Origin of the sequence: Paenibacillus turicensis (assembly GCF_050461185.1) — a bacterium.
In the GTDB taxonomy this organism is placed as follows: Bacteria; Bacillota; Bacilli; order Paenibacillales; family Paenibacillaceae; genus Fontibacillus; species Fontibacillus turicensis_A.
The window spans coordinates 1,135,998-1,160,361 of the sequence record NZ_JBCMOR010000005.1 but is presented as its reverse complement, the minus strand read 5'-3'; the positions used below and the strand labels follow the sequence as shown (position 1 = coordinate 1,160,361).

General features: G+C 39.9%; 20 protein-coding genes. All 20 read left to right on the top strand.

Annotation, left to right across the window (positions count from 1 at the left end):
* The first annotated feature begins 121 nt into the window (after nt 1-121).
* The 20 genes from ABE099_RS07480 to ABE099_RS07385 all read left to right on the top strand — a co-directional run bounded on the left by ABE099_RS07480 (nt 122) and on the right by ABE099_RS07385 (nt 24,282).
* On the top strand, nt 122-4,447 hold the full coding sequence (locus ABE099_RS07480) for a PolC-type DNA polymerase III (RefSeq protein WP_430028916.1): 4,326 nt from the start codon (nt 122-124) through the stop codon (nt 4,445-4,447).
* Nucleotides 4,448-4,732: 285 nt separating this feature from the next.
* Complete coding sequence (rimP, locus tag ABE099_RS07475; RefSeq protein ID WP_210087817.1) at nt 4,733-5,194, top strand: ribosome maturation factor RimP; 462 nt, start codon at nt 4,733-4,735, stop codon at nt 5,192-5,194.
* 43 nt (nt 5,195-5,237) lie between these two features.
* Nucleotides 5,238-6,335, top strand: coding sequence for a transcription termination factor NusA (gene nusA, locus ABE099_RS07470; protein WP_430028914.1), 1,098 nt, complete (start codon nt 5,238-5,240; stop codon nt 6,333-6,335).
* 29 nt (nt 6,336-6,364) lie between these two features.
* Nucleotides 6,365-6,679, top strand: a complete 315-nt coding sequence (rnpM, locus tag ABE099_RS07465; protein WP_210087815.1) for an RNase P modulator RnpM — start codon at nt 6,365-6,367, stop codon at nt 6,677-6,679.
* Complete coding sequence (locus tag ABE099_RS07460; protein WP_430028911.1) at nt 6,672-6,998, top strand: L7Ae/L30e/S12e/Gadd45 family ribosomal protein; 327 nt, start codon at nt 6,672-6,674, stop codon at nt 6,996-6,998. Before rnpM ends, ABE099_RS07460 begins: the two co-directional genes overlap by 8 nt.
* A complete protein-coding gene (gene infB, locus ABE099_RS07455; protein ID WP_430028909.1) occupies nt 6,991-9,474 on the top strand; it encodes a translation initiation factor IF-2 in 2,484 nt (827 codons plus the stop codon). The genes ABE099_RS07460 and infB overlap by 8 nt, the downstream gene beginning before the upstream one ends.
* Before the next feature lie 15 nt (nt 9,475-9,489).
* Entirely contained in the window at nt 9,490-9,840 is a 351-nt protein-coding gene (rbfA, locus tag ABE099_RS07450) for a 30S ribosome-binding factor RbfA (protein WP_430028907.1), read from the top strand.
* Between the two features lie 17 nt (nt 9,841-9,857).
* Nucleotides 9,858-10,835, top strand: coding sequence for a DHH family phosphoesterase (locus ABE099_RS07445; protein ID WP_430028905.1), 978 nt, complete (start codon nt 9,858-9,860; stop codon nt 10,833-10,835).
* Nucleotides 10,832-11,749, top strand: a complete 918-nt coding sequence (gene truB / locus ABE099_RS07440; RefSeq protein ID WP_430028903.1) for a tRNA pseudouridine(55) synthase TruB — start codon at nt 10,832-10,834, stop codon at nt 11,747-11,749. Before ABE099_RS07445 ends, truB begins: the two co-directional genes overlap by 4 nt.
* A 44-nt stretch (nt 11,750-11,793) precedes the next feature.
* Nucleotides 11,794-12,732, top strand: a complete 939-nt coding sequence (locus ABE099_RS07435) for a bifunctional riboflavin kinase/FAD synthetase (protein WP_430028900.1) — start codon at nt 11,794-11,796, stop codon at nt 12,730-12,732.
* 157 nt (nt 12,733-12,889) lie between these two features.
* Nucleotides 12,890-13,159: a 30S ribosomal protein S15 gene (gene rpsO / locus ABE099_RS07430; protein WP_210087808.1), complete on the top strand. Its 270-nt coding sequence runs from the start codon at nt 12,890-12,892 to the stop codon at nt 13,157-13,159.
* Nucleotides 13,160-13,436: 277 nt separating this feature from the next.
* Complete coding sequence (pnp, locus tag ABE099_RS07425) at nt 13,437-15,533, top strand: polyribonucleotide nucleotidyltransferase (RefSeq protein WP_430028898.1); 2,097 nt, start codon at nt 13,437-13,439, stop codon at nt 15,531-15,533.
* A 153-nt stretch (nt 15,534-15,686) separates the two neighbouring features.
* The gene (locus ABE099_RS07420) at nt 15,687-16,670 is read left to right on the top strand and encodes a polysaccharide deacetylase family protein (RefSeq protein ID WP_430028895.1); all 984 of its coding nucleotides are present in this window, start codon (nt 15,687-15,689) and stop codon (nt 16,668-16,670) included.
* Between the two features lie 94 nt (nt 16,671-16,764).
* Nucleotides 16,765-18,018, top strand: coding sequence for a M16 family metallopeptidase (locus ABE099_RS07415; RefSeq protein WP_430028893.1), 1,254 nt, complete (start codon nt 16,765-16,767; stop codon nt 18,016-18,018).
* Nucleotides 18,008-18,457, top strand: coding sequence for a dUTP diphosphatase (gene dut, locus ABE099_RS07410; RefSeq protein ID WP_430028891.1), 450 nt, complete (start codon nt 18,008-18,010; stop codon nt 18,455-18,457). Before ABE099_RS07415 ends, dut begins: the two co-directional genes overlap by 11 nt.
* 172 nt (nt 18,458-18,629) lie before the next feature.
* Nucleotides 18,630-19,529 carry a dipicolinate synthase subunit DpsA gene (dpsA, locus tag ABE099_RS07405; protein WP_430028889.1) on the top strand — a complete coding sequence of 300 codons (900 nt, stop codon included), beginning with the start codon at nt 18,630-18,632 and terminating at the stop codon, nt 19,527-19,529.
* Complete coding sequence (locus ABE099_RS07400; RefSeq protein ID WP_430028887.1) at nt 19,526-20,119, top strand: dipicolinate synthase subunit B; 594 nt, start codon at nt 19,526-19,528, stop codon at nt 20,117-20,119. Before dpsA ends, ABE099_RS07400 begins: the two co-directional genes overlap by 4 nt.
* A gap of 147 nt (nt 20,120-20,266) precedes the next feature.
* Nucleotides 20,267-21,499, top strand: coding sequence for an aspartate kinase (gene dapG / locus ABE099_RS07395; RefSeq protein WP_430028885.1), 1,233 nt, complete (start codon nt 20,267-20,269; stop codon nt 21,497-21,499).
* Nucleotides 21,500-21,510: 11 nt separating this feature from the next.
* Nucleotides 21,511-22,380 (top strand): 4-hydroxy-tetrahydrodipicolinate synthase, encoded by an 870-nt coding sequence (dapA, locus tag ABE099_RS07390; protein WP_430028883.1) that lies wholly within the window; start codon nt 21,511-21,513, stop codon nt 22,378-22,380.
* A gap of 222 nt (nt 22,381-22,602) precedes the next feature.
* Nucleotides 22,603-24,282, top strand: coding sequence for a ribonuclease J (locus ABE099_RS07385; RefSeq protein WP_430028881.1), 1,680 nt, complete (start codon nt 22,603-22,605; stop codon nt 24,280-24,282).
* The last annotated feature ends 82 nt before the right edge of the window (nt 24,283-24,364 follow it).

Here is a 24,364-nt window from a genome sequence, read left to right as displayed (position 1 = left end):
ATCCAGTTTCGTTCATGTCGTTATACTGGCTTCCGGTTGCTCGGTTTTGTAGGGATCACCTGCACCGCACAGCTTGGAAGCCGTTTTAGTTTTAAACATGAGCTATCAAGGGGAGGAACTCATGACCGAAAATAAGGATAAAAGAAAAAGATTTGAATTGCTAATGAACCAAGCTGAAATTCCAGAAACGATGATTGAGCAGTTTTTTATAGATGGCTATATTGAGCAGGTTGAGGTAAGTCGAAGTAATAAAGAGTGGAAAATTGTGATTGTAAAAAATACAATCGTCCCTTCTGACGTATATCGAACTTTTTGTGTACGGATTCAAGAGCGATTAAGTCATGTTGCACAAATCAGATTTCAGTTTCAATATGAGCAACAGCAGGTAATGTTGCAGGATATCGTTAAGGAATATTGGAAACTTCTACTAGAATGGATTGCACGCGAGATTCCTTCTGTTAACGGCTTTATGTCACGTGCGCTTTATGAAATTGAACATGATTTAGTTTCTGTCGTATTTAGTGATGTAATGTCACTGGAGTTAGCGCGTAAAAAGCATATTGATCAGGCGATCGTAACATTTTATAACAAATATTTTGGATTAGAGCTTCGTGCGAAGTTAACTGAGGGAGATTATCAGCCTGAAGCGCTAGAAGAATTCCAGCAACGAATTGAGGAAGAAAATCGTGAAGTCATCCAAAAGATGATGGAAGAGCAAATGGTAGAACCACCAGAGGAAGTAGAGGATGGTAGTGAACCACCACCAAAACTTCAGATCGGTTACGATATTCGTGAGCAACCCGTACCTTTGCAGGAAGTTCAAGATGAAGAAAAGAAGGTTACGATTCAAGGTACTATTTTTGGACTTGATCGTAAGGAATTGCGTAATGGTAACACGTTATTTACTTTCTTCATTACTGACTTTAGTGATTCGTTGCAGTTAAAAATGTTTGCTAAAAACAAAGAAGACCTCAAAATTATGGGACAATTAGCAAACGGTAAATGGGTTAGAGCACGCGGTCGGGTTGAAATGGACCGCTTTATGCCTATTCCTGAGCTGGTGATGATTCCTTCGGACTTATCCGAGGTTCCTTCACCCCCAGAACGTAAAGACCAAGCGGATGAAAAAAGAGTGGAGTTCCACCTGCATAGTACGATGAGTACGATGGATGCAGTAACACCAATCGATCAATACATTAAAATGGCCGCCAAGTGGGGACATAAGGCGATTGCAGTAACAGACCATGCAGGAGTTCAATGTTATCCTGATGCAGCTAAAGCCGCTAAGAAAAACGGGATAAAGATGATTTATGGTGTAGAAGCGAATGTGGTAAATGATAACGTCGCTGTCGTTATGAATCCGCGAGAGGATGTACTTAAATCAACCACTTATATCGTATTTGATATTGAGACTACAGGTTTATCGGTAACCCAGAACAAAATTATAGAGATCGCAGCAGTGAAGATGGAGGATGGCAAGGAGATTGATCGTTATGCTACCTTTGTAGATCCGCACGTACGTATCCCTTATAACATTCAACAACTTACGAATATTAATGATGATATGGTGAAGGGTGCGCCTGATGTTGAGGAGGTATTACCTCAATTTGTTGACTTTGCAGGTGATGCAATTCTAGTTGCGCATAATGCTAGATTTGACGTAGGCTTTATAAATGCAAAGCTGAAGGAAATGGGACTTCCTGAAATGAACAACCCTGTACTTGATACGCTAGAACTCGCAAGGATGTTATTTCCAACTCTTAAAAATCATCGTCTTAATACATTAGCTGCAAAATATAAGGTTTCACTTGAAAACCATCACCGTGCGATTGATGATACGCTTGCACTAGGTGAGATTTTAAATGGATTGCTAGAGGATGCTGCCAAAATAGAGGGGATTACGAATTTAGCACGCTTAAATGATAAGGTTGGTCAAGATTTGTCCAACTCAAGACCTTTTCATTGTGGCATATACGCCTTAAACGCAGTTGGTAAAAAGAATCTATTTAAACTCATTTCACTATCACATACGGAATACTTCAAGCGGGTCGCATGTATACCTAAGTCTAAGCTAGAAGAGCTCCGTGAGGGATTACTCATTTTGTCAGGCTGTGAAAAAGGAGAGTTCTTCGAGACGGTCCTCAACAAATCTGTGGAAGAAGCAGAGGCGATTGCTGAGTTTTATGATGTGTTAGAAATCCAGCCCTTGACGATGTATATGCACTTGGTAGATAAAGGTCTAGTAGGTAGTGTAGATGAACTGAAAATTGCCGTTAAAAAGGTTTGTGAAATTGGCTTTAAGCTAAATAAACCGGTTGTTGCAACGGGGAATGTGCATTATTTGCATCCACGGGATAAGCTGTATCGTGATATTACGATTCATGGCATTACAGGCTTTAGTCCACTTAAAGATATTCGTAAGCCAGATGCTCATTTTAGAACGACGGATGAAATGTTGGCGGAATTTGAATTTCTCGGAACAGATAAAGCGTTTGAGGTTGTCGTGACCAATACATCTAACTTAGCAGATCAATTTGAGGAAATTGAATTGTTCCCTGATAAGCTGTTTACTCCAAATATGGAGGGAGCCGATGAGGAAATACGTAACACCTGCTACAATACGGCTAAATCAATCTACGGAGAAGAGTTACCTGATGTCGTTGTGCAACGTCTGGAGAAAGAGCTTGGTCCGATTATTAAATATGGGTTCTCTGCTAACTATTTGATTTCTGAGCGTCTAGTAAAAAAATCAAACCAAGATGGTTATTTAGTAGGTTCGCGGGGGTCTGTAGGATCTTCGGTAGTTGCTACCTTTTTAGGGATCTCCGAAGTAAATCCATTGCCTGCTCATTATATTTGTAATAATTCAGATTGTAAGCATAGCGAATGGTTCCTTGATGGTAGTGTGCCAAGTGGTTTTGACTTACCTGATAAAACATGTCCAGAGTGCGGAAATAAATTAAAGGGTGAAGGTCAAGATATTCCGTTTGAGACGTTCCTTGGCTTTAAAGGGGACAAAGTTCCTGATATTGATCTTAACTTCTCAGGGGAATATCAGCCGCAAGCTCATAATTATACAAAGGTATTGTTTGGAGAAAAAAGTGTATTTCGAGCAGGTACCATTGGCACCGTGGCAGAAAAAACCGCATTTGGTTTTACCAAGAAATATGAAGAGGCGAACCAAAAACATTGGAGAGGTGCGGAGTTAAACCGACTAGCATCTGGCTGTACCGGTGTTAAAAGAAGTACAGGGCAACATCCCGGCGGAATTGTTGTTGTACCTGATTATATGGAAGTAGAAGATATCACACCTGTACAATTTCCGGCAGATGATGTGACATCAGAATGGAAAACAACGCACTTTGACTATCACGCCTTTGACGCGAACCTGCTTAAGCTTGATATTCTGGGGCATGATGATCCAACAATGATGCGGATGTTGCAGGATTTAACAGGAGTAGATCCAACTACTATTCCAATGAATGACCCTAAAGTAATGAGCATGTTTAACTCTACTGAAGCTTTAGGTGTTACACCTGATAAAATCAGGTCACCAGTTGCGACATTTGGTGTACCAGAAATGGGAACGAAGTTTGTTCGTCAGATGTTGATTGAATCTCAACCAAGCTCGTTTGCGGATTTATTGCAAATTTCAGGTCTGTCGCACGGAACTGGGGTATGGCTAGGTAATGCTCAGGATTTAATTAAAAATGGCACCTGTAACATTAAAACAGTAATAGGTTGTCGTGATGACATTATGTTATTTTTGATTTATAAAGCAGGGATGGATGCAGGTCTAGCGTTTAAAATTACGGAAAGTGTACGAAAAGGGAAAGGGTTAACACCAGAGTGGATTGAGGAAATGAAAAAATGCAAAGTGCCACAATGGTATATCGATTCCTGTCTGAAAATTCAATACATGTTTCCGAAGGCGCATGCCGCGGCATATGTTATTTCGGCTGTACGTACAGCTTATTTCAAGCTTTATCATCCGATTGAATATTATGCAACCTATTTTACAGTACGTTCAGATGATTTTGATATTGAGTTATGCTGCCAAGGTTATGATGCGATTTATCGAAGAATTGAAGAAATTGAGCAAAAAGGCTTTCAAGCTTTGCCTAAAGAAAAAAGTATGTTACCAATGTTAGAGATGGCATTAGAGATGACAGCACGAGGCTTTAGATTTAAAAGCATTGATTTGTATCGCTCAGATGCTACGAGCTTTACAGTAGATGATGATGCTTTGATTCCTCCATTTTCAGCATTAGCGGGGATTGGGGATAACGCAGCACGTAACATTGCTGCTGCTAAGGAGCAAGGCGAGTTTTTATCCATTGAAGATTTTCAACAGAAATCAAAGGCTAGTAAAACAGTGATCGAATTGCTTGGAAATATGGGTTGCTTCCGAGGTCTACCTGAGAGCAATCAACTATCATTATTTTAAAGCGATATTAAGAAATGAAATCATTTTACATTTTTAGTAAATCGCATATATGGGAGTAAAGGTGTTTTACTTGTCACTATTCCCAGACTATGTTATAATTTTTGTGGTAATCATGTAGATAGAACGTGCTAAAAGAGTGGGGAAACCCACTCTTTCATCTTTGATATGAATCAATTTTCAAATTAATGTTCTGTAAAAGACCGTTTAAACAAATTGATTTATACACAAAACTATACTATAGCAGTTGCTGCTAATACTGAAGGTTCACGATGGAGGTATGTAAGCTTGAGCACACCTAAGATCAAAGAGACCGTTGAGAGTATGGTCACACCGTTTCTAGAGGAAAACGGCTTTGAACTGGTAGACGTAGAGTACGTAAAGGAAGGGAGCCAATGGTTCCTACGTGTATTTGTTGATAAAGAGGGCGGCATTGATATTGATGACTGCGGCCATATTAGTGAGTTTTTAAGTGAAAAGCTGGATGAGAATGACCCGATTACGGGTGCGTATTTCTTGGAGGTTTCTTCTCCTGGTGCTGAACGCCCTTTGAAAAAGGTAGAAGATGTAGTTAAAGCGGTTGGTAGTAATGTGTTCGTAACAACTTATGAACCGGTAGGTGGTCTAAAGGAGTTTGAAGGTCTACTTCAATCTTTTGAGGATGAGCAACTTGTCATTGTAGTTGGCAAGAAGTCACATACCATTCCATATAGTAAAGTTGCTAGTGCAAGATTAGCGATTATTTTTTAGTACAGCCTGTAATGGGTATTTTGAAAGGGGGAACTCGAGGCAAATGAGTATGGATTTTATTGAAGCCTTGAACGAGTTGGAAAGAGAAAAAGGGATTAGCAAGGATATTTTGTTCGAGGCAATTGAAGCGGCTTTAATCTCTAGCTACAAACGTAATTTTAACGCTGCACAAAATGTGCGTGTAGATATGAACCGAATGACAGGTGTAATTAAGGTGTTTGCACGCAAATTGGTTGTTGAAGATGTACTTGATTTGCGTACTGAAATTTCATTGCCTGCTGCACGTGAGATTAACCCTAACTTTCAACTTGATGATGTTGCTGAAATCGAAGTAACACCACGTGATTTTGGACGCATCGCAGCACAAACTGCTAAGCAGGTTGTTACGCAACGCATTCGTGAAGCTGAACGAGGCTTAATTTATAATGCTTTTGTTGAAAAGGAAGAAGACATCGTAACCGGGATTGTTCAACGTCAAGATATGCGTAATGTTTATGTTGATTTAGGTAAAGTGGAGGCACACTTGCCACTAACTGAGCTTATGCCAAATGAAAAATTTAAGCATGGTGACCGGATCAAGGCTTATATTACAAAAGTTGAAAATACAACAAAGGGACCACAGATTTTATTGTCCCGCAGTCATCCTGGGTTATTAAAGCGTCTTTTTGAGCTAGAAGTTCCAGAAATTTTTGATGGTGTGGTTGAAATTCGCTCTGTCGCTCGTGAAGCTGGCTTCCGCTCTAAAATTGCAGTGCATTCCCGCAATGCTGAGGTTGATCCAGTAGGATCTTGCGTTGGTCCTAAGGGGAATCGGGTTCAAACCATCGTTAATGAGCTGCGTGGTGAAAAAATAGATATCGTTCGCTATTCTGAAGATATAGAGGAATATGTTGCAAATGCACTTAGTCCTTCTAAAGTGCTTGAGGTTGGCGTGTTTGAAAGTGAGAAAATGGCACGTGTTATCGTACCTGACTATCAGCTTTCCTTAGCAATTGGGATTAAGGGACAAAATGCACGGTTAGCGGCTAAGCTCACTGGCTGGAAAATAGATATTAAGAGTGAAACTCAAGCCGAAGAGGAATTTGGCAGAGAAAAAACAGATTTGGGAGAATTAAATCAGGACTCCGTTTCTATCGATTAATTTACCCTAGAGCGGGAGGTGTTGCTGTTATGAAGCCCAGAAAAATTCCACTTCGCAAATGTGTGGCTTGTGGTGAAATGATGCCTAAGAAATCACTAATTCGAATTGTTAGATCTCCAGAGGGTGAAGTTTCTATAGATTTGACTGGCAAAAAATCTGGCAGAGGGGCATATTTGTGCGGTAAGGAAGCTTGTTTTAGATTAGCACAAAAAAATCGAGCATTAGATCGTGCACTTAAAGCTCAGGTTGGTCAAGAGGTCTATGAACAATTAGCTTCTGACTTCCTTAAAGTTGAACCACAGTTTATCAAGGTGCGTGACGAGAAAGAGGAAGAAGATGAGTAGTAAAGCTTTATCTGGTCTTGGACTTGCTATGCGTGCAGGCAAGATTGTGACTGGAGATGAAAGTGTGATGAAGGCGATTCGATCCAATGGAGCTAAACTGGTTATCGTTGCAGGGGATGCTTCCGCTAATACTTTAAAAAAATATCGCGACAAATGCGGGACCTATAAAATACCTTTGATTATCGGATTTGACCGACAACGGCTCGGAGCTAGTGTAGGAAAACCAGAACGAATTATTCTGGCACTAATGGATCAGGGTTTTGCCGATATGATTTCAAAAACGATCGTGAATACGTCGGAGGTGGAGTATATTGAGTAAACAAGAAAATAAAGATAAGCTCAGAGTATACGAGTATGCAAAGTCAATTAATATGAGCAGTAAGGAAATTATTACGATTTTGAAGCGACTTGATATTCCAGTAAACAATCATATGAGTGTGATGGAAAATGAAGTAATTTCAAAGGTTGAAAATTTCTTTAAAGATATTAAGAGCAATGCGGCTGCAAAACGTGATAACTCAGCGAATGCAAATCAAGCTGCGAAAACAAATGCTCAAACATCGGGATCGACTTCTGCAAGAGGAAGTCATACACCGCAGACTTCAACTGATAAAAAAGAAGTGACAATAAGCAATAACAAAAATCAACAGGAAAAGCAGGTAAGTATGAATAATAATAAATCAAATCATTCAAGTGCTTCAACGGGAAGCACACAAGGAACACAAAATAGAACTAATCGACCAGCTTCAACTCCACAAGGTAATCGGGGACAAGATTCTAGTCGTACTCAGCAACCACAAGCCCGCACTTCTTCTGCATCACAAGGGAATAGAGGGTCAAGCACTAACAACAGTAACAATAGTAATAACAGTAATACTAACAACAATAGCAACTACAAAAAAGGTAACAACAATAACAATAATCGACCAGGTCAAAGAAAGTTTGATGACAATCGCGGGGGGAACTACAGAAATAACCGTGGTGGGAAAAACAATCGTGGACGTGGTCCTGCACAACCTCCTCGTGAGAAAATTGATAACACCCCTAAGAAAATTATCGTACGTGGCAATTCCACAGTAGGGGAAACGGCAAAATTGTTGCATAAAGATGCTTCAGAGGTTATTAAGAAGCTAATTACACTTGGTGTTATGGCAACCATTAACCAAGAGTTGGATATTGACACAATCTTGCTGTTAGCAGCTGAATTTGGTGTAGAAGTTGAAGTGAAAATCCCAGTAGAGGATGATCGCTTTGAGACGCTTGAAGAAAATGATGATCCAGCTGATTTGATGGAGCGTCCTCCAGTTGTAACTATTATGGGTCACGTTGACCATGGTAAAACAACATTGCTAGATGCAATTCGCTCTACGAATGTATCTGGTGGAGAAGCAGGCGGAATTACACAGCATATCGGTGCTTATCAGGTTGAGATTAACAATAAGAAAATTACCTTCCTTGATACGCCAGGTCACGAAGCGTTCACTGCTATGCGTGCGCGTGGTGCTCAGTTAACGGATATTACGATTATTGTAGTTGCTGCTGATGACGGTGTTATGCCGCAAACCGTTGAGGCTGTTAACCATGCGAAGGCAGCAGGCCTACCAATTATCGTTGCAGTTAACAAAATTGATAAACCAGATGCGAATCCAGATAAAGTAAAACAAGAGTTAACTGAGTATGGACTTGTACCTGAAGAATGGGGCGGAGATACGATTTTCGTAAATGTTTCCGCGAAGCAAAAGCTAGGATTAGAAGGTTTGCTTGAAATGATCTTGCTTGTAGCAGAAGTGAATGAATATAAAGCAAATCCTGACAAACGTGCACGTGGCTTGGTTATCGAAGCTGAGCTTGATAAATCTCGTGGTCCAGTTGCACGTGTATTGGTACAGCATGGTACCCTTAAAGTGGGCGATGCTTTTGTAGCTGGTAACGCATTTGGACGTATCCGTACAATGGTGAACGAGAAGGGACGTCGTTTAAAAGAAGCAGGTCCTTCTACACCAATCGAAATTACAGGTCTTCATGATGTACCACAAGCTGGCGATCCATTTATGGTATTTGAGGATGAGCGTAAAGCTCGTTCCATCGCTGACAAACGTGCGATTACACAACGTCAATCTGACCTAGGTAGCAACACGAGAGTAACCTTGGATGATCTGTTCCAACACATTAAAGATGGAGAAATTAAAGATCTTAATGTCATCATTAAAGCTGACGTTCAAGGCTCTGTCGAAGCACTAAAAGGCTCGTTAGAGAAAATCGAAGTTGAAGGCGTACGTGTTAAAATTATTCATAGTGGTGCGGGTGCAATTACAGAGTCCGATATTATTCTTGCAGCAGCATCCAATGCGATCGTAATTGGCTTTAACGTTCGTCCTGATTCACAAACGAAAGCAACAGCTGAGCAAGAAAATGTTGATATTCGTCTGCACCGTGTTATTTATAGTGCGATTGAGGAAATCGAGCAAGCGATGAAGGGTATGCTAGATCCTGTATTTAAGGAGAACGTTATTGGGCATGCTGAAGTACGTAATACATTTAAAATTAGTAAGGTGGGAACCATCGCAGGTTGTATGGTCACCTCGGGTAAAATTATACGTTCTGCCGAAGTGCGCTTAGTGCGTGACGGTATCGTTGTGTTTGAAGGGAAAATTGATTCTCTTAAACGTTACAAAGACGATGCGAAGGAAGTTGCCCAAGGCTATGAGTGTGGTATTACACTTGACAACTACAATGACCTCAAAGAGGGCGATATCATTGAAGCATTTGTGATGGAAACCGTTCAACCTAAGTAATGTGGGGTGTGTAATATGGCAAAAAATCGTACAGGTCGCGTAAGCGAGCAAATCAAAAAAGAGCTTAGCTTGCTCATTCAGAGTGAGCTTAAGGACCCGCGGGTTGGATTCGTTACAGTAACTGGTGTTGAAGTAACTAATGACTTATCGCAAGCCAAAGTATTTCTAAGTGTACTTGGTGATGCAGAGCAACAAGACAATTCCTTGCGAGGTCTTGAAAAGGCAAAAGGCTTTTTAAGAAGTGAGCTTGGTAAAAGAGTGCTTCTACGTCATACACCAGAATTGATTTTTAAAATTGATGAATCTGTTGCTTATGGCAGTCGGATCGAGAAGCTACTTGGAGATGTAAAACAGGAAGAAAATTGATTTATAAGGAGACGGCAATGCGAGATTATGAACAGGAGCTACAGCAGAGTCAACAATTTCTGACAAAGCATGATGATTTCCTAATTGTGTCGCATGTACAGCCGGACGGAGATGCAGTCAGTTCTACCCTTGTGGTGGGCTGGCTTCTCTCATGTTTGGGTAAAAAATATGTTATGGTGAACGAAGGAGCGGTTCCTAGTCGTATGTTAGATCTGGAGCATGCATCAGACATCATAAATTTGTCAATGGCACCTTTAGATCGTAAATATTCTCATGTGATTTGTGTGGATTGTGCTGATTTTGCTAGGGTTGGAACAGTAAAGCAGTATTTTAATGAGGATGTAGAAATTTTAAATATTGATCATCATGCTACAAATGATAGCTATGGTGCAGTCAATTATATTGTGCCAGATGCTGCAGCAACGGCTGAAATCTTGTTTGATTTAGTAACCTATATGAAACTAGAATTAACAAAGCCCGTTGCTACTGCACTATATACAGGACTTTTAACTGATACAGGTGGTTTCAGATATTCGAACACAACACCTAAAGTAATGCAAATCGCGTCAGAATTACTGAAGTACGGTGTTGATGGACCTGGAATTTGTCAGAGACTGTTAGAAGAAATGAGTCCTGCTCAAATGAAGTTGTTAACTAGAGCACTTAATAATCTATTTATGTCTGAAGACGGAAAGATTAGTTGGGTAGTCGTTAATGAGCAAGATTTGGAGGCGACAGGTGCTGTATACGAAGACCTCGAAGGACTTGTTAATTATCCAAGAAACATTCAAGGTGTTGAGGTAGGTTTACTATTTAAGGTTATTAATGACAATGCTGTGAAGGTAAGTATGCGTTCAGCAGGACTAGTGGATGTAGCGGCAGTTGCCCATCATTTTGGCGGCGGTGGTCATGTGAGAGCTGCTGGTGTTAAAATGCTAGGGAATGTAAATGATATTATTAACCTTATCATAGAACAGGTGAAATCAAAATTATGACAACCACTTATGAAGGAATTTTGCCTGTGTTTAAACCCGCAGGATTTACCTCACATGATGTTGTCGCCAAAACAAGGGGTATTTTAGGGATGAAACGCATCGGCCATACCGGGACGCTAGATCCTGCAGTGACCGGCGTTCTTCCTTTATGTCTAGGTAGGGCAACAAGAATGGTTGAATATTTGCAGGAGCTTCCTAAGCAATATGAGGCAACACTTGTGCTTGGCGTCGCAACAGATACCGAAGATATGTCAGGAACTATCATTGCAAAGGTAAGCGAAGTTAATGTGACTCAAAAACAGATCGAAGATGTTATTCAATCTTTTATCGGTACGATTTCACAAATACCTCCGATGTACTCTGCTTTGAAGCAGGATGGGAAACGACTTTATGAGCTAGCTAGACAAGGTAAAGTAGTTGAACGTAAACCAAGGGAAGTTGTCATTCATAAGCTTGAATTAATTTCGGTAAACTTGGAACAGGAACAACCAACCATTACATTTTCTGTACTCTGCTCCAAAGGAACGTATATCCGAACGCTATGTGTAGATATCGGGCAAGCTTTAGGTGTTCCTGCTGTTATGTCTGATCTAAAGCGAACGATGTCTTCTGGCATTTCATTACATAAATGCTTGACGTTTGATGACATTGTGCGTTATACCAAAGAAGGAACTTTGCAAGATAGGCTTCTATCTGTAGATGAAGCCGTTGATTATTTACCAGCATACTCAATTACAGAAATGACAATGAACAGAGCCTTGCAAGGTCAAACAATATCTCCACAATATCTGACTCCAACGATTGAAGAAGGAGTAGAGTTATTAAGATTATATGGTCCTAATCAACAGTTTTTAGGTATTTTTCGCTTAGAGGAAAATCGTGGGATTCGTCCTGTCAAAGTTTTTCATCCTTAAAATTTGGAAAATACTCATATTAGTGAAAATGCAGGTGAAGCAACGTGGAAACAATCCATTTATCTTATCCGTTATCTCAAAATATTATTGCAAATCATACACAACCTCAAATTTTAGCAATTGGTCAATTTGATGGATTGCATCTTGGTCATCAGAGTGTGATTTTAGAAGCAAAGGCGATTGCTAATTCTACCCAATTACCACTAGCAGTCATGACTTTTTATCCGCACCCTAAAGAAGTGATGAAAAAGGGGAAATATGAAGGTTACTTGACGCCGCCTGTGCTTAAAGAGCAAATTTTGCAGGAAATGGGCATTGATTACTTATATATTGTAGATTTTGATGATGCTTTTTCACAGGTGAGTCCAGAGGCATTTGTACAAGGCATGTTATTGCCACTTCAGGTGCATACTGCTGTAGTTGGTTTTGATTTTAGGTATGGTTATCAGGGTGCGGGGGATGCAAGCACTTTGGCTCATTTAAGTGGGAACTGCTTACATGTCCAAACCGTTTCTCCATTTTTAATTAATGCTGAGAAGGTAAGTAGCTCAGGAATCCGTGTCGCGCTTCAAGAGGGTAATATGGGATTAGTTCAGCAATGGTTAGGACGTCCTTATATTATTACAGGAATTGTGAACCACGGTGAAAAACGTGGGCGTAAAATTGGATACCCAACTGCAAACCTAAAGCCAAATGAGCATTTCGTGTTACCCACTCGTGGCGTATACGCGGTGAAGGTAAGACATAAGGACCAATGGTTAAAAGGAGTAATGAATGTTGGCGTTAAACCTACGTTTCATAACAATATGCCTGAAACGACTTTAGAAATTCATTTATTTGATTTTGCTGGTGATTTGTACGATGAACAATTACTAGTACATTTAGTGAAATTTATTCGTCCTGAAATGAAATTTAATGGTGTGGAATCGTTAGTAGCACAAATTGCAAAAGATTCTGAAACTGCAAAAGCGATCTTAGCATAAATATTTACTTTCAAATAGGCATTGTGGTATACTACTATATGTTGTTGGGATTTAAAGGGGACAACTCTTATTCCTAACAATCATAACCTTAGCTTGGTTGTATGGTCTCACCGCCGATAACGAGGCTAATGGCGATTAGATAAAGGAGGTGAACAGGATGGCATTAACTCAAGAACGTAAGCAACAATTGATTGAAGAGCACAAAACTCATGAATCCGATACTGGATCCCCAGAGGTACAAATTGCTATCCTTACGGAGAACATCGTGAATTTGACTGATCACTTGCGTACACACAAGAAGGATCATCATTCCCGTCGTGGTCTTTTGAAAATGGTAGGTCAACGTCGTAAATTGTTGGCATACTTGAAAAACAAAGACGTACAACGTTACTCTGCATTGATTGAGAAGCTCGGATTGCGTCGTTAATTTGTTGTAACCAAAGCAGCCTGGTGTCTCCTAAACGCTGTGTCAGCGTTTAAGGTGTCACTAGGTTGCTTTTTAAAGTGGTACTAAAATGAATAGTTAGCGACAACGTAAATTTTGTTGCTTCTTTAAAAAATTAGCACCGAATAGGGTGCTTTTCTTATGAATGGCATTAAAAAAGGAAATAATGTAGTTTGTATAGAATTTATAACAAACTGCAATTTTAGTTCTTGTTGCCAAGGAACTACTACAAAAGATGATTTAATTAAGGAGGGATTTCATGGAAAAGAATGTAACGATGCAATTAGGGGGCAGAACTTTAACCCTTGAGACTGGACGTTTAGCTAAACAAGCGAATGCTGCAGTCATGGTTCGTTATGGCGATACGGCTGTATTATGTACAGTAACGGCTTCTTCTGAACCAAAGGACCTTGACTTTTTTCCATTAACAGTAAACTACGAGGAAAAGTTGTATGCTGTAGGTAAAATACCTGGTGGGTTTATTAAACGTGAAGGTCGTCCAAGTGAAAAGGCAATTTTGGCTAGTCGCTTGACAGACCGTCCGATTCGTCCACTATTCCCAGAAGGTTTCCGTAATGATGTGCAAATTGTTAACTTAGTGATGAGTGTGGATCAAGATTGCCAACCTGAAATTGCGGCAATGATTGGTACCTCTGCAGCACTAAGTATTTCTGACGTTCCGTTTAATGGTCCAATTGGTGGAGTAGCGGTTGGCCGTATAAATGGGGAGTTCGTAATTAATCCTGACATTGCACAGCAAGAGCAAAGCGATATTTATGTTGTAGTTGCAGGTACTAAAGATGCAATTATGATGGTAGAAGCAGAAGCGAATGAAGTGCCAGAAGAAGTAATGCTTGAAGCAATTATGTTTGGTCACGAGGAAATTCAGAAAATTGTTACTACAATTGAAGAATTTGTGAATATTGCTGGTAAAGAAAAAATGGAAGTTGTGCTTCATGCAGTAAACAGTGAAGTGAACGCAGCTGTGCGTGAATTTGCTCAGACTCGTCTAGTTGAGGCTGTTAAAATTGCTGAAAAGCATGAACGTCAAGACGCAATTGATGCCATTAACAATGAAACTGTAGCTCATTTTGAGGAGAAGTACATAGAGTCTCCAGAGCTTTTGGATGATGTTAAAGAAGTACTTCATGATATCGTCAAGGAAGAGGTTCGTCGCCTCATTACTCATGATAAAGTACGTCCTGATGGTCGTAAGTTGGACGAAATCCGTCCAATAGAATGTGACACGAATTTACTTCCACGTACACATGGTTCTGGTCTGTTTACACGTGGACAAACCCAAGCACTTAGCATTTGTACATTAGGTGCACTTGGAGATGTGCAAATTTTAGATGGTATTCATCTAGAAGAATCTAAACGTTTTATGCACCACTATAATTTCCCTCCGTTTAGTGTTGGTGAAGCTCGTCCATTACGACCTCCAGGTCGTCGCGAAATTGGACATGGTGCACTTGGTGAAAGAGCGTTGTCTAAAGTTATTCCAAATGAGACCGAATTCCCGTATACGATTCGTTTAGTATCCGAAGTGCTTGAATCTAATGGTTCAACCTCCCAAGCAAGTATTTGTGCAAGTACACTTGCGATGATGGATGCTGGTGTTCCGATTAAAGCGCCTGTAGCTGGGGTAGCAATGGGATTAATTAAAGATGGAGAACATGTATCCATTTTGACAGACATTCAAGGGATGGAAGATCATTTAGGTGATATGGACTTTAAGGTTGCAGGTACTGCTGAAGGTGTAACTGCGATTCAAATGGACATTAAAATCGATGGAATTGATCGTCAAATTTTATCAGATGCATTGTCACAAGCAAAAGAAGGACGTATGTTCATTTTATCCAAAATGATGGAACGCATTAATAAGCCAAATGAAAGCTTATCTAAATATGCACCTAAAATTACAACGATGAACATTAATCCTGATAAGATTCGTGATGTGATTGGTGCAGGTGGTAAAATCATCAACAAGATCATTGAGGAAACTGGCGTTAAAATCGATATTGAACAAGATGGTCGTGTATTTATTGCTTCAACTGATGAAGAAATGAATAATAAAGCACGTTCAATTATTGAAGGCATTGTAAAAGAGGTTGTTGTTGGTGAAATCTACATCGGAACCGTAAAACGGATTGAGAAGTTTGGTGCTTTTGTAGAAATTTTACCTGGCAAAGATGGTTTGGTGCATATTTCACAATTGTCTACAGAGCGTGTAGCTAAGGTTGAAGACGTTGTGGCCATCGGTGACTCTATTACAGTTAAGGTAACTGAAATTGATCAGCAAGGACGTATTAACTTATCTCGTAAAGTTGTACTAACCTCTGAACAACAATCATAATAAAATAACTCTATAGATTCATGGTTAGACTGGAAAGAGGCGGAATGATTTTATTCTGGCTCTTTTTTAAAGTTTATCCTCCTAAATGTTGCATAATAGACAGCTTGTTCACATAAGATGAGGACAAATAGAAGGTGAAGGGATGAGCCTGCCATGAATCGTAACAAGCTAATGCTTGTTGTATTTGTTGTCTTATTTGTGTTTGTGTTGGGGAAGTATTCAGGGGTTCAGGATTTTATCGTTGCTGGTCAAGATAGCGGAGCCTACACATTTGATGGTCTTAAAAATGATGGTGAGAAAGATGCATTGCTAAAGGAAATTGAACAAGAGGCTACAAAACGTTATATTGCTCCAATTGATGCTAAGATAGACCGAATTTGGAAGGCAATACCTGGATATAATGGTGTCGAGGTTGATATCGAAAAAACGTATTTGCAAGCTAAAAAACAACAAGCAGGCGCACCAATTCCATTTGTGTACCGTGAAGTCCCACCAGCAGTAAAACTAGAGGATCTAGAACCAAATCCGATTTATCGTGGCAATCCAGCAAAACCAATGGTCGCATTAATGATTAATGTAGCTTGGGGGAATGAGTACATTATTCCTATGCTTGATACGCTTGATAAAGCTAAAGTCAAAGCGACGTTTTTTTTCGATGGAAGTTGGTTGAATAAAAACACAGAGTTAGCTTTAGAAATTAAGAAAAGAGACCATCAGATCGAAAATCATGCTTACTCGCATCCAAATATGAGCAAATTAGCTCGTAGTCGGGCAACTTTAGAAATATCAAAAACGAAGGACTTACTAGCCTCACGGTTAGGCGTGAAAAATGAATGGTTTGCACCACCATCAGGTGATTTTAATGATCAGACTGTAAAGCTGGCTGCGGAGCAAGGCTTAAAGACGGTATTGTGGACACTTGATACGGTAGATTGGAAAAAACCAAATCCGTCTGATGTTGTAGCTAAAATATCGAAGCATGTCGAGGCAGGCTCTTTAATTTTAATGCATCCTACCGCCTCATCAAGTCAGGCTTTAGCTGGAATTATATCAGCTATTAAATCTAAAGGTTTACATATTGGAACCGTTACACAAGTGTTATCTCCTAATCGAATTGAAGCGACTACATTTGAGTAATTTTCGCTTTTTTGATAAGCTTTGTAAGTATGCCTTTATTAGTGATCCATTCTTTAAAGAGATTGGACGAGAAGTGTAAATAGGAGGGCCTTTCATGAAAAAGATTGTATTGAAAAATGGCCTTCGTGTGGTCATGGAAACAATTCCTGCTGTTCGCTCTGTTTCATTTGGAATTTGGGTTAAAACCGGCTCCAGAAATGAAACGATAGAAACAGGAGGGATTTCCCATTTCATAGAACATATGTTATTTAAGGGTACCGACCGTTTTGAAGCGAAGGATATTGCAGAACAATTTGATGCCATTGGTGGCAACGTAAATGCATTTACATCCAAGGAATATACTTGTTATTATGCAAAAGTATTGGATGCACATTTACCGATTGCAATGGATATATTGTCCGATATGTTTTTCCATTCAACAATCGATGATGAAGAACTACGTAAGGAAAGAAACGTAATTTTAGAAGAAATTTCAATGTATGAAGATACTCCGGATGATTTAGTACATGATCTAGTTGTCCAAGCCTCTTATGGAGATCATTTGCTTGCTGCACCTATTTTAGGTACAGAAGCTAAACTGAATCCAATGACTTCCGCTCATCTTAAACAGTACATGCGTGATCGTTATACGATTGAAAATACAGTCATTAGCATTGCAGGGAATATTGATGACTCTGTTATACAGTTAGTTGAGCAATATTTTGGACACTTTGAGGGAAGAGGACAGGAGCAAATGATTGAAGCGCCTGCTTTTTTGAGTGGGTTAAAGTTTCAAGAGAAAAAGACAGAGCAAAATCATATCTGCATGTCTTTCCCAGGTATTCAAATTGGACATCCTAAGCAATATGCCATGGCACTTATTAACAATGCTTTAGGTGGAGGAATGAGCTCTAGATTATTTCAAGAAATTAGAGAAAAACGTGGTTTAGCGTATTCAGTCTACTCCTATCATTCTTCTCATGCGGATAGTGGATTATTTACCGTCTATGCAGGCACAGCACCAAAGCAAACGGAAGAGGTAATTAAGCTCACTACAGAGTTATTACATGATTTTTCTATTCATGGACTTAATGAGCAAGAGCTTCGTAAGGGTAAAGAGCAGCTAAAAGGAAGCTTAATCTTAAGCTTAGAAAGTACAGGAAGTCGGATGAATCGTCTGGGGAAAAATGAGCTAATGATTGGACGTCATGACTCATTAGATGATATGATAAAACGCATTGAAGCCGTAACGAGTGAAGATATACAAGAAGTTATACATGTGATGTTTGCCCAGCCGTATGCTGTTGGTATGGTAGGTACGTCAGATCGTGTTTTAACAGATTTAAGGAGAGATGAACTTGTCATTTGAAGTACAAATTAAACGTTTAGCTGGAAATGAAGATATTGAATTGCCGCGTAAAATGTCAGAGCTTGCTTCAGGCTTTGATTTGTTTGCTGCCGTTACAGAGGATATGATATTTAAACCTGGCGAAAGAGGTTTGGTTCCAACGGGGATTGCGATCGCAATGCCAGGGGGGCTTGAGGCACAAATCCGTCCTCGAAGTGGACTTGCCTTTAAGCATGGGATTACATGCCTGAACACACCTGGTACGATTGATGCCGATTACCGCGGGGAAATCAAGGTGTTACTCATTAATCTTGGTCAGGAGCCTTTTACGATCAAGCGCAATGAGCGTATTGCACAGATGGTCTTCCAGATCGTACCTGAGGTAAAACTACACCAAGTTGAGGAATTGTCTGAAACCGTTCGTGGTGAAGGTGGCTTTGGTCATACGGGAAGAAACTAATTTTAAGATTGAACGAAATTCATAGGTTAGCCCAAGATATACTGAATATAATTATTCAGCATCTTGGGCTTTTTTTATTTTGGTCACATACTAGGCGGCTCTATGGAACCACTTGTTAGGCGGCGGCATAAGATGATCTATACGCCGTTGCTTGGAAGGAGTGCCTGCTTTAATGTTAACTGGCATAACAATTATTTTTGTTGGTGGGGATGCGCGTCAAATTGAAGTGATTAATAAATGCACTGAGCTTGATGCAGTTGTTAAAGTTATAGGTTTTGATCAAACACAGGTGCCGCTCCATGGCGTCACGCATGAAACTTTACAAAAAGAGGTTTTGGCAAAAGCGGATGTGATTGTATTGCCTGTTGCTGGCTGTGATGATCAAGGAAAAGTAATAACGCCATTTTCAAATGTAGAGTGTTTCTTAAGCGATGAGCTTTTTGCAGCAATTCGTAAGGAAACTTTAGTTTTTACAGGTATTGCTAAGAAATTGCTAAAAAAGAAAAGTGAAGAATTTGGTTTTAGGCTGATCGAGTTAATGGAACGTGATGAAATTGCGATTTATAATTCCATTCCGACCGCCGAAGGCGCCGTTATGATGGCGATTCAAAATACGGATATTACATTACACGGTTCAACATGTGTTGTGCTTGGTTTAGGTCGTACTGGCTTTACTTTAGCTTCTACACTACAAGCTTTGGGTGCAAACGTTCGGGTAGGTGTGCGTAGACAGGTGCATATGGCTAGAGCAGTCCAAATGGGCTGGAAGCCTTTTGCAACAACGGATTCCAAGCTCTATGAGGGGCAAATTGACTTGATTTTTAATACAATTCCGACTATGATAGTCACAGCGCAAATTATCTCGAAATTGCCTCGGGAAGCTGTCATTATTGATTTGGCCTCAGCTCCTGGAGGAACGGATTTTCGTTTTGCAGAGAAAAGAGGGGTCAAAGCTCTGCTCGCTCCTGGCCTACCTGGAATTGTTGCTCCCAAAACCGCTGGAATGATTATTGCAAATACAATATGTCATTTGGTCATGGAAGAGTTTCAATTACGGGGGGATGAAAAGTGAATTGGCAGGGGAAAACGGTAGGTTATGCGGTCACCGGTTCGCATTGTACATTTGCAGAGGTTATGCCGCAAATTCAGCGTTTTGTGGATGCAGGTGCACAAGTAGTTCCAATTATATCTCAGTCTGTAATGATGACAGATACGAGATTCGGTAAATCAGAGGATTGGCGTAAACAGTTACAGGATATAACGGGCAGAGACATTATTTCTACTATTGTGGATGCAGAACCGTTAGGACCTTCTAAATTATTAGATGTGCTTGCCATAGCACCATGTACAGGGAATACAACAAGTAAGCTTGCAAATGCAATGACGGACAGTCCAGTATTAATGGCAGCCAAGGCTCAGCTTCGCAATGGACGCCCCGTTGTGATCGCAGTTTCTACAAATGATGGACTTGGTTTTAATCTAGCGAATATTGCAAAATTAATTGTTGCCAAAAATATTTATTTTGTTCCTTTCGGACAGGATAGTCCAACTGGCAAGCCGAACTCACTTGTTGCTAAAATGGAGCTCATTCCTGAAACGTGTTATGCTGCATTATCGGGAGAACAACTTCAGCCACTGATTATTGAAAAATTTCGGCAATGATATATGAAGATAATACAATCTCATAGGAGATTTCCGAAAAATTGGTTCCACAGGTGATGACGTTACGATTGTACAAAAAATGAATCAGAATAGGGAACAGAACACTTGATAAGTGCTTTACTGGGACATGAAACTGGAGGAATACCCATGCGCATTTTAGTGCAGAAATTTGGAGGCACATCTTTATCAACAGAAAATGCCAGAGAATTAGTAATTAAGCATATCAAACGAGAGCTAGATCAAGAATATCATTTAGTCGTCGTGGTATCTGCAATGGGCAGGAAAGGGGACCCTTATGCCACAGATACATTGCTTGATTTGATTGATTCCAGTGGAGGGGTATTACCCGCAAGAGAAAGAGATTTATTGCTAGGCTGCGGAGAAGTAATTTCAGCTACGCTGTTATGTAGCTTACTGAGAAGACAAAATATTTCCTCTGTTGTTTTAAATGGCGCGCAAGCAGGATTTTCAACGGATCAGCATTTTGGGAATGCCAGAATACTTGGCGTGTATCCTAAGCGTGTTTTGGAAGAGTTAGAGCTAAATAAGGTTGTCATCGTGACTGGTTTTCAAGGACAAAGCCAAGGCGGTGAGTTAACGACATTAGGACGTGGTGGAAGCGATACTTCCGCCACAGCGTTAGGTGCAGCATTACATGCTGAAATGGTTGATATTTATACCGATGTAGATGGCATCTTAACTGCAGATCCAAGAATCGTGGAAGAGGCAAAAAAATTAGCTTTTGTTAGTTATGCTGAAATATGTAATATGGCGCATCAAGGCGCCAAGGTAATACATCCTCGGGCCGTTGAGATTGCGATGCAATCGGGAATTCCGGTTCGGGTACGTTCTACATTTTCTGATGAAGAGGGTACATTAGTGGCTAATCCAGAAGGAATAAGAGATGTACAGGTTGGTGTAGTGGACAGATACGTGACCGGAATTGCTTATGTGGCGAATGTGACTCAAATTACAATTGATGCCGTAGGAAGCAATACGGACAACCTTCAGCTTAAAGTATTCCAAGCGATGGCGGAAAAAGACATTAGTGTAGACTTTATAAATGTAACTCCACATGGTGTGGTATATACAGTGTTTGATACCGAAGCAGATAAAGCACAGGAGCTGCTAGAAAATTTAGGATTTGTGCCTAAGCTTCTGCACGGATGCGCTAAAGTGTCTGTCATCGGTGGAGGAATTAATGGTGTACCTGGAATTATGGCGAAAATTGTAGAAGCATTATCAGAGCAAAATATTCCGATTTTACAATCTGCAGACTCTAATACGACAATTTGGGTTTTAGTAAATAAAGAAAATATGGGGCAGGCATTACGTTCTTTACATGCAAAGTTTGAATTGGGGCGAGAAACAAATCATTAGGAGGAGACAACATGGAATTTGGAAGGCTAATTACAGCCATGGTCACTCCCTTCGATGAACAAGGACTCATTGATTGGGATCAAACCAAAAGGCTTATGGACTACTTGATCGAAGAACAAAAAACCGAATCCTTAGTTATTTGTGGTACTACAGGAGAATCCCCAACATTGTCGGAAGCAGAAAAACTGGAATTATTTAAGTTCACAGTGAATTACAGTAGAGGGCGCTGTAAAATTATTGCTGGCACAGGAAGTAATAGTACAGCACATTCTATCGCATTAACAGAGGCGGCAGAAAAATGTGGAGTAGACGGCATTTTGCTTGTTGCACCGTATTATAATCGCCCAAATCAAGAAGGCTTGTATCGACATTTTAAAGCCATTGCACAAGCGACAGTATTACCCGTTATATTGTACAATGTGCCAAGTCGAACGGCGGTAAGTATTAGTGCTGAGACAACGATTGCTTTATCTAAAATACCTAACATCATTGCAACAAAAGAATGTGCAGGGCTAGATCAGGTTGCTGAAATTGCTGCAAATACCGAAGACGGATTTAAAATTTATTCTGGTGATGATTCTTCGTTTTTACCCGCCTTGTCAGTAGGCGCATATGGTTTAATAAGTGTATCAAGCCATATTGCAGGTAGCAAAATAAAAGATATGATTGATGCATTTGTAAATGGAGATACTACAGCTTCCGCTAAACTTCATCAGCACTTATTACCTTTATTTAAAGGATTATTTAAAATCCCAAATCCGGTTGCTGTCAAATATGCATTAGTACAGCGAGGTTTGCAGGTCGGTTCTGTGAGACTACCATTGGTTGATCCAACTGAAGAAGAAGCAAAAGAAATTAATGAATTAATCGCAAAATACTAAAGACCATAAAAAGGTCTTAATTCCAAAAACTGATGTCTGTTTACAGGCATCGGTTTTTTCTGTATAGAGCATTGTAATATGAGCATAGGAGTTTCAGCGACTTGTGTTTTGTCAATTTAATCATGTATAATGGTTTCAAGTGACTGGGTGCGGTGTATTTAATGTAAAAATTTAATTATAAAAATGATCGACGTCCAAAACAATTAGGAGGGTTAGATTCACTTGTCCAAAAAAAATAATAATGATAAATTGACGATCTTTGCATTGGGCGGCGTTGCAGAAATTGGGAAAAACATGTATGTGATTCAATACGCCAATGATATCGTCGTTATTGATGCTGGCCTAAAATTCCCTGAAGAGGATATGTTAGGCATTGATATCGTCATACCCGATATAACTTATTTAACTGAAAATCGGGATAAGGTAAGAGGGATTGTATTAACACATGGTCATGAGGACCATATTGGTGGCTTGCCATATGTTCTTAAAAACCTCAATGTTCCAGTTTATGGAACTAAGCTAACATTAGGTTTAGTTGAGAACAAGCTTAAAGAAGCAGGCTTACTAGGGGAAACAAAACGCATTTTAATCAATGCGGATTCAGAAATTGAATTAGGAACTTCCATGAAGGCAACGTTTTTCAAGACGAACCATAGTATTCCAGATTCCGTTGGGGTTTGCATTGAAACACCAGAAGGAAATGTTGTGCATACAGGTGACTTCAAATTTGATCATACCCCTGTCAATGGTCAATTTGCTGATTTACATCGTATGGGTGAAATTGGAGCAAGAGGTGTATTGGCATTATTATCTGATAGTACAAATGCTGAAAAACCAGGCTTTACGCCTTCTGAAAAAAATGTCGGTTTAGTATTAAATGATATTTTTCAAAAAGCGAGTCAACGTGTGGTTGTTGCAACTTTTGCTTCGAATGTACATCGTGTACAACAAGTTATTGATGCTGCATATGCTACAGATCGCAAGGTAACGATTATTGGTCGTAGTATGGTTAACGTAGTTTCAATCGCTTCTGAGCTTGGTTACTTAAATGTTCCTGACGGAATATTGATTGAGCCAGAGGAAGTCAACAAAATGGCAGCAGATCGTGTCGTTATTTTATGTACAGGAAGCCAAGGAGAGCCGATGTCTGCATTGACAAGAATGGCTCGTTCTACTCATCGGAAGGTGGATATTTTACCTGGAGATACTGTCATTATCGCGGCAACTCCAGTACCTGGTAACGAAAAATTTGTAGGACGCACGATTGATGAGTTATTCCGTTTAGGCGCTGAAGTAATCTATAGTGGTTCTAACTCAGGTGTGCACGTATCTGGTCATGGTAGCCAAGAGGAATTAAAGCTGATGCTGAACTTGATGAAGCCTAAATACTTTATTCCAATTCATGGTGAATATCGTATGTTGCGTAAGCATGCTCAATTAGGAGAATCTGTAGGGGTTGACCCTGACAATATTTTCTTAGTCGATATTGGTGATATTGTAGAGATTGAGCAAGGCTCAGCTCGTAAAGCAGGTAAAGTACCAGCAGGTAACGTATTAATAGATGGACTTGGCGTTGGTGATGTAGGAAATATTGTACTTCGCGATCGTAAGTTATTATCACAGGACGGTATTCTTGTTGTTGTTGTTACACTAAGCAAGCAAGACGGTACGATTGTATCTGGTCCAGACATTATTTCACGTGGTTTTGTTTATGTCAGAGAATCTGAGGGCTTGTTAGATGAGGCTAATCGTATTGTTTCTAGCACCTTAGAGAAATTGATGAGTGAAAATGTAAATGAATGGGCTTCATTGAAAACCAATGTAAAAGATGCATTAGGACGTTTTCTATATGAGCAAACTAGACGTAGACCTATGATACTTCCTATTATTATGGAAGTGTAACCCATAAAGGGCACACAGTCGCCTCTTCTCCTGTCAAGTAATATTGGACGGTTCCTTCAGGAGAGGGGGCTTTTTTTGTTTT

Coding starts and splice junctions, on each gene's coding strand:
- pnp (WP_430028898.1), top strand. CDS start 13,437: ATGGAAAAGAATGTAACGATGCAATTAGGGGGCAGAACTTTAACCCTT.
- ABE099_RS07460 (WP_430028911.1), top strand. CDS start 6,672: ATGAGTAGTAAAGCTTTATCTGGTCTTGGACTTGCTATGCGTGCAGGC.
- ABE099_RS07415 (WP_430028893.1), top strand. CDS start 16,765: ATGAAAAAGATTGTATTGAAAAATGGCCTTCGTGTGGTCATGGAAACA.
- dpsA (WP_430028889.1), top strand. CDS start 18,630: ATGTTAACTGGCATAACAATTATTTTTGTTGGTGGGGATGCGCGTCAA.
- rpsO (WP_210087808.1), top strand. CDS start 12,890: ATGGCATTAACTCAAGAACGTAAGCAACAATTGATTGAAGAGCACAAA.
- nusA (WP_430028914.1), top strand. CDS start 5,238: ATGAGTATGGATTTTATTGAAGCCTTGAACGAGTTGGAAAGAGAAAAA.
- ABE099_RS07480 (WP_430028916.1), top strand. CDS start 122: ATGACCGAAAATAAGGATAAAAGAAAAAGATTTGAATTGCTAATGAAC.
- dapA (WP_430028883.1), top strand. CDS start 21,511: ATGGAATTTGGAAGGCTAATTACAGCCATGGTCACTCCCTTCGATGAA.
- rbfA (WP_430028907.1), top strand. CDS start 9,490: ATGGCAAAAAATCGTACAGGTCGCGTAAGCGAGCAAATCAAAAAAGAG.
- ABE099_RS07445 (WP_430028905.1), top strand. CDS start 9,858: ATGCGAGATTATGAACAGGAGCTACAGCAGAGTCAACAATTTCTGACA.
- ABE099_RS07420 (WP_430028895.1), top strand. CDS start 15,687: ATGAATCGTAACAAGCTAATGCTTGTTGTATTTGTTGTCTTATTTGTG.
- rnpM (WP_210087815.1), top strand. CDS start 6,365: ATGAAGCCCAGAAAAATTCCACTTCGCAAATGTGTGGCTTGTGGTGAA.
- truB (WP_430028903.1), top strand. CDS start 10,832: ATGACAACCACTTATGAAGGAATTTTGCCTGTGTTTAAACCCGCAGGA.
- dapG (WP_430028885.1), top strand. CDS start 20,267: ATGCGCATTTTAGTGCAGAAATTTGGAGGCACATCTTTATCAACAGAA.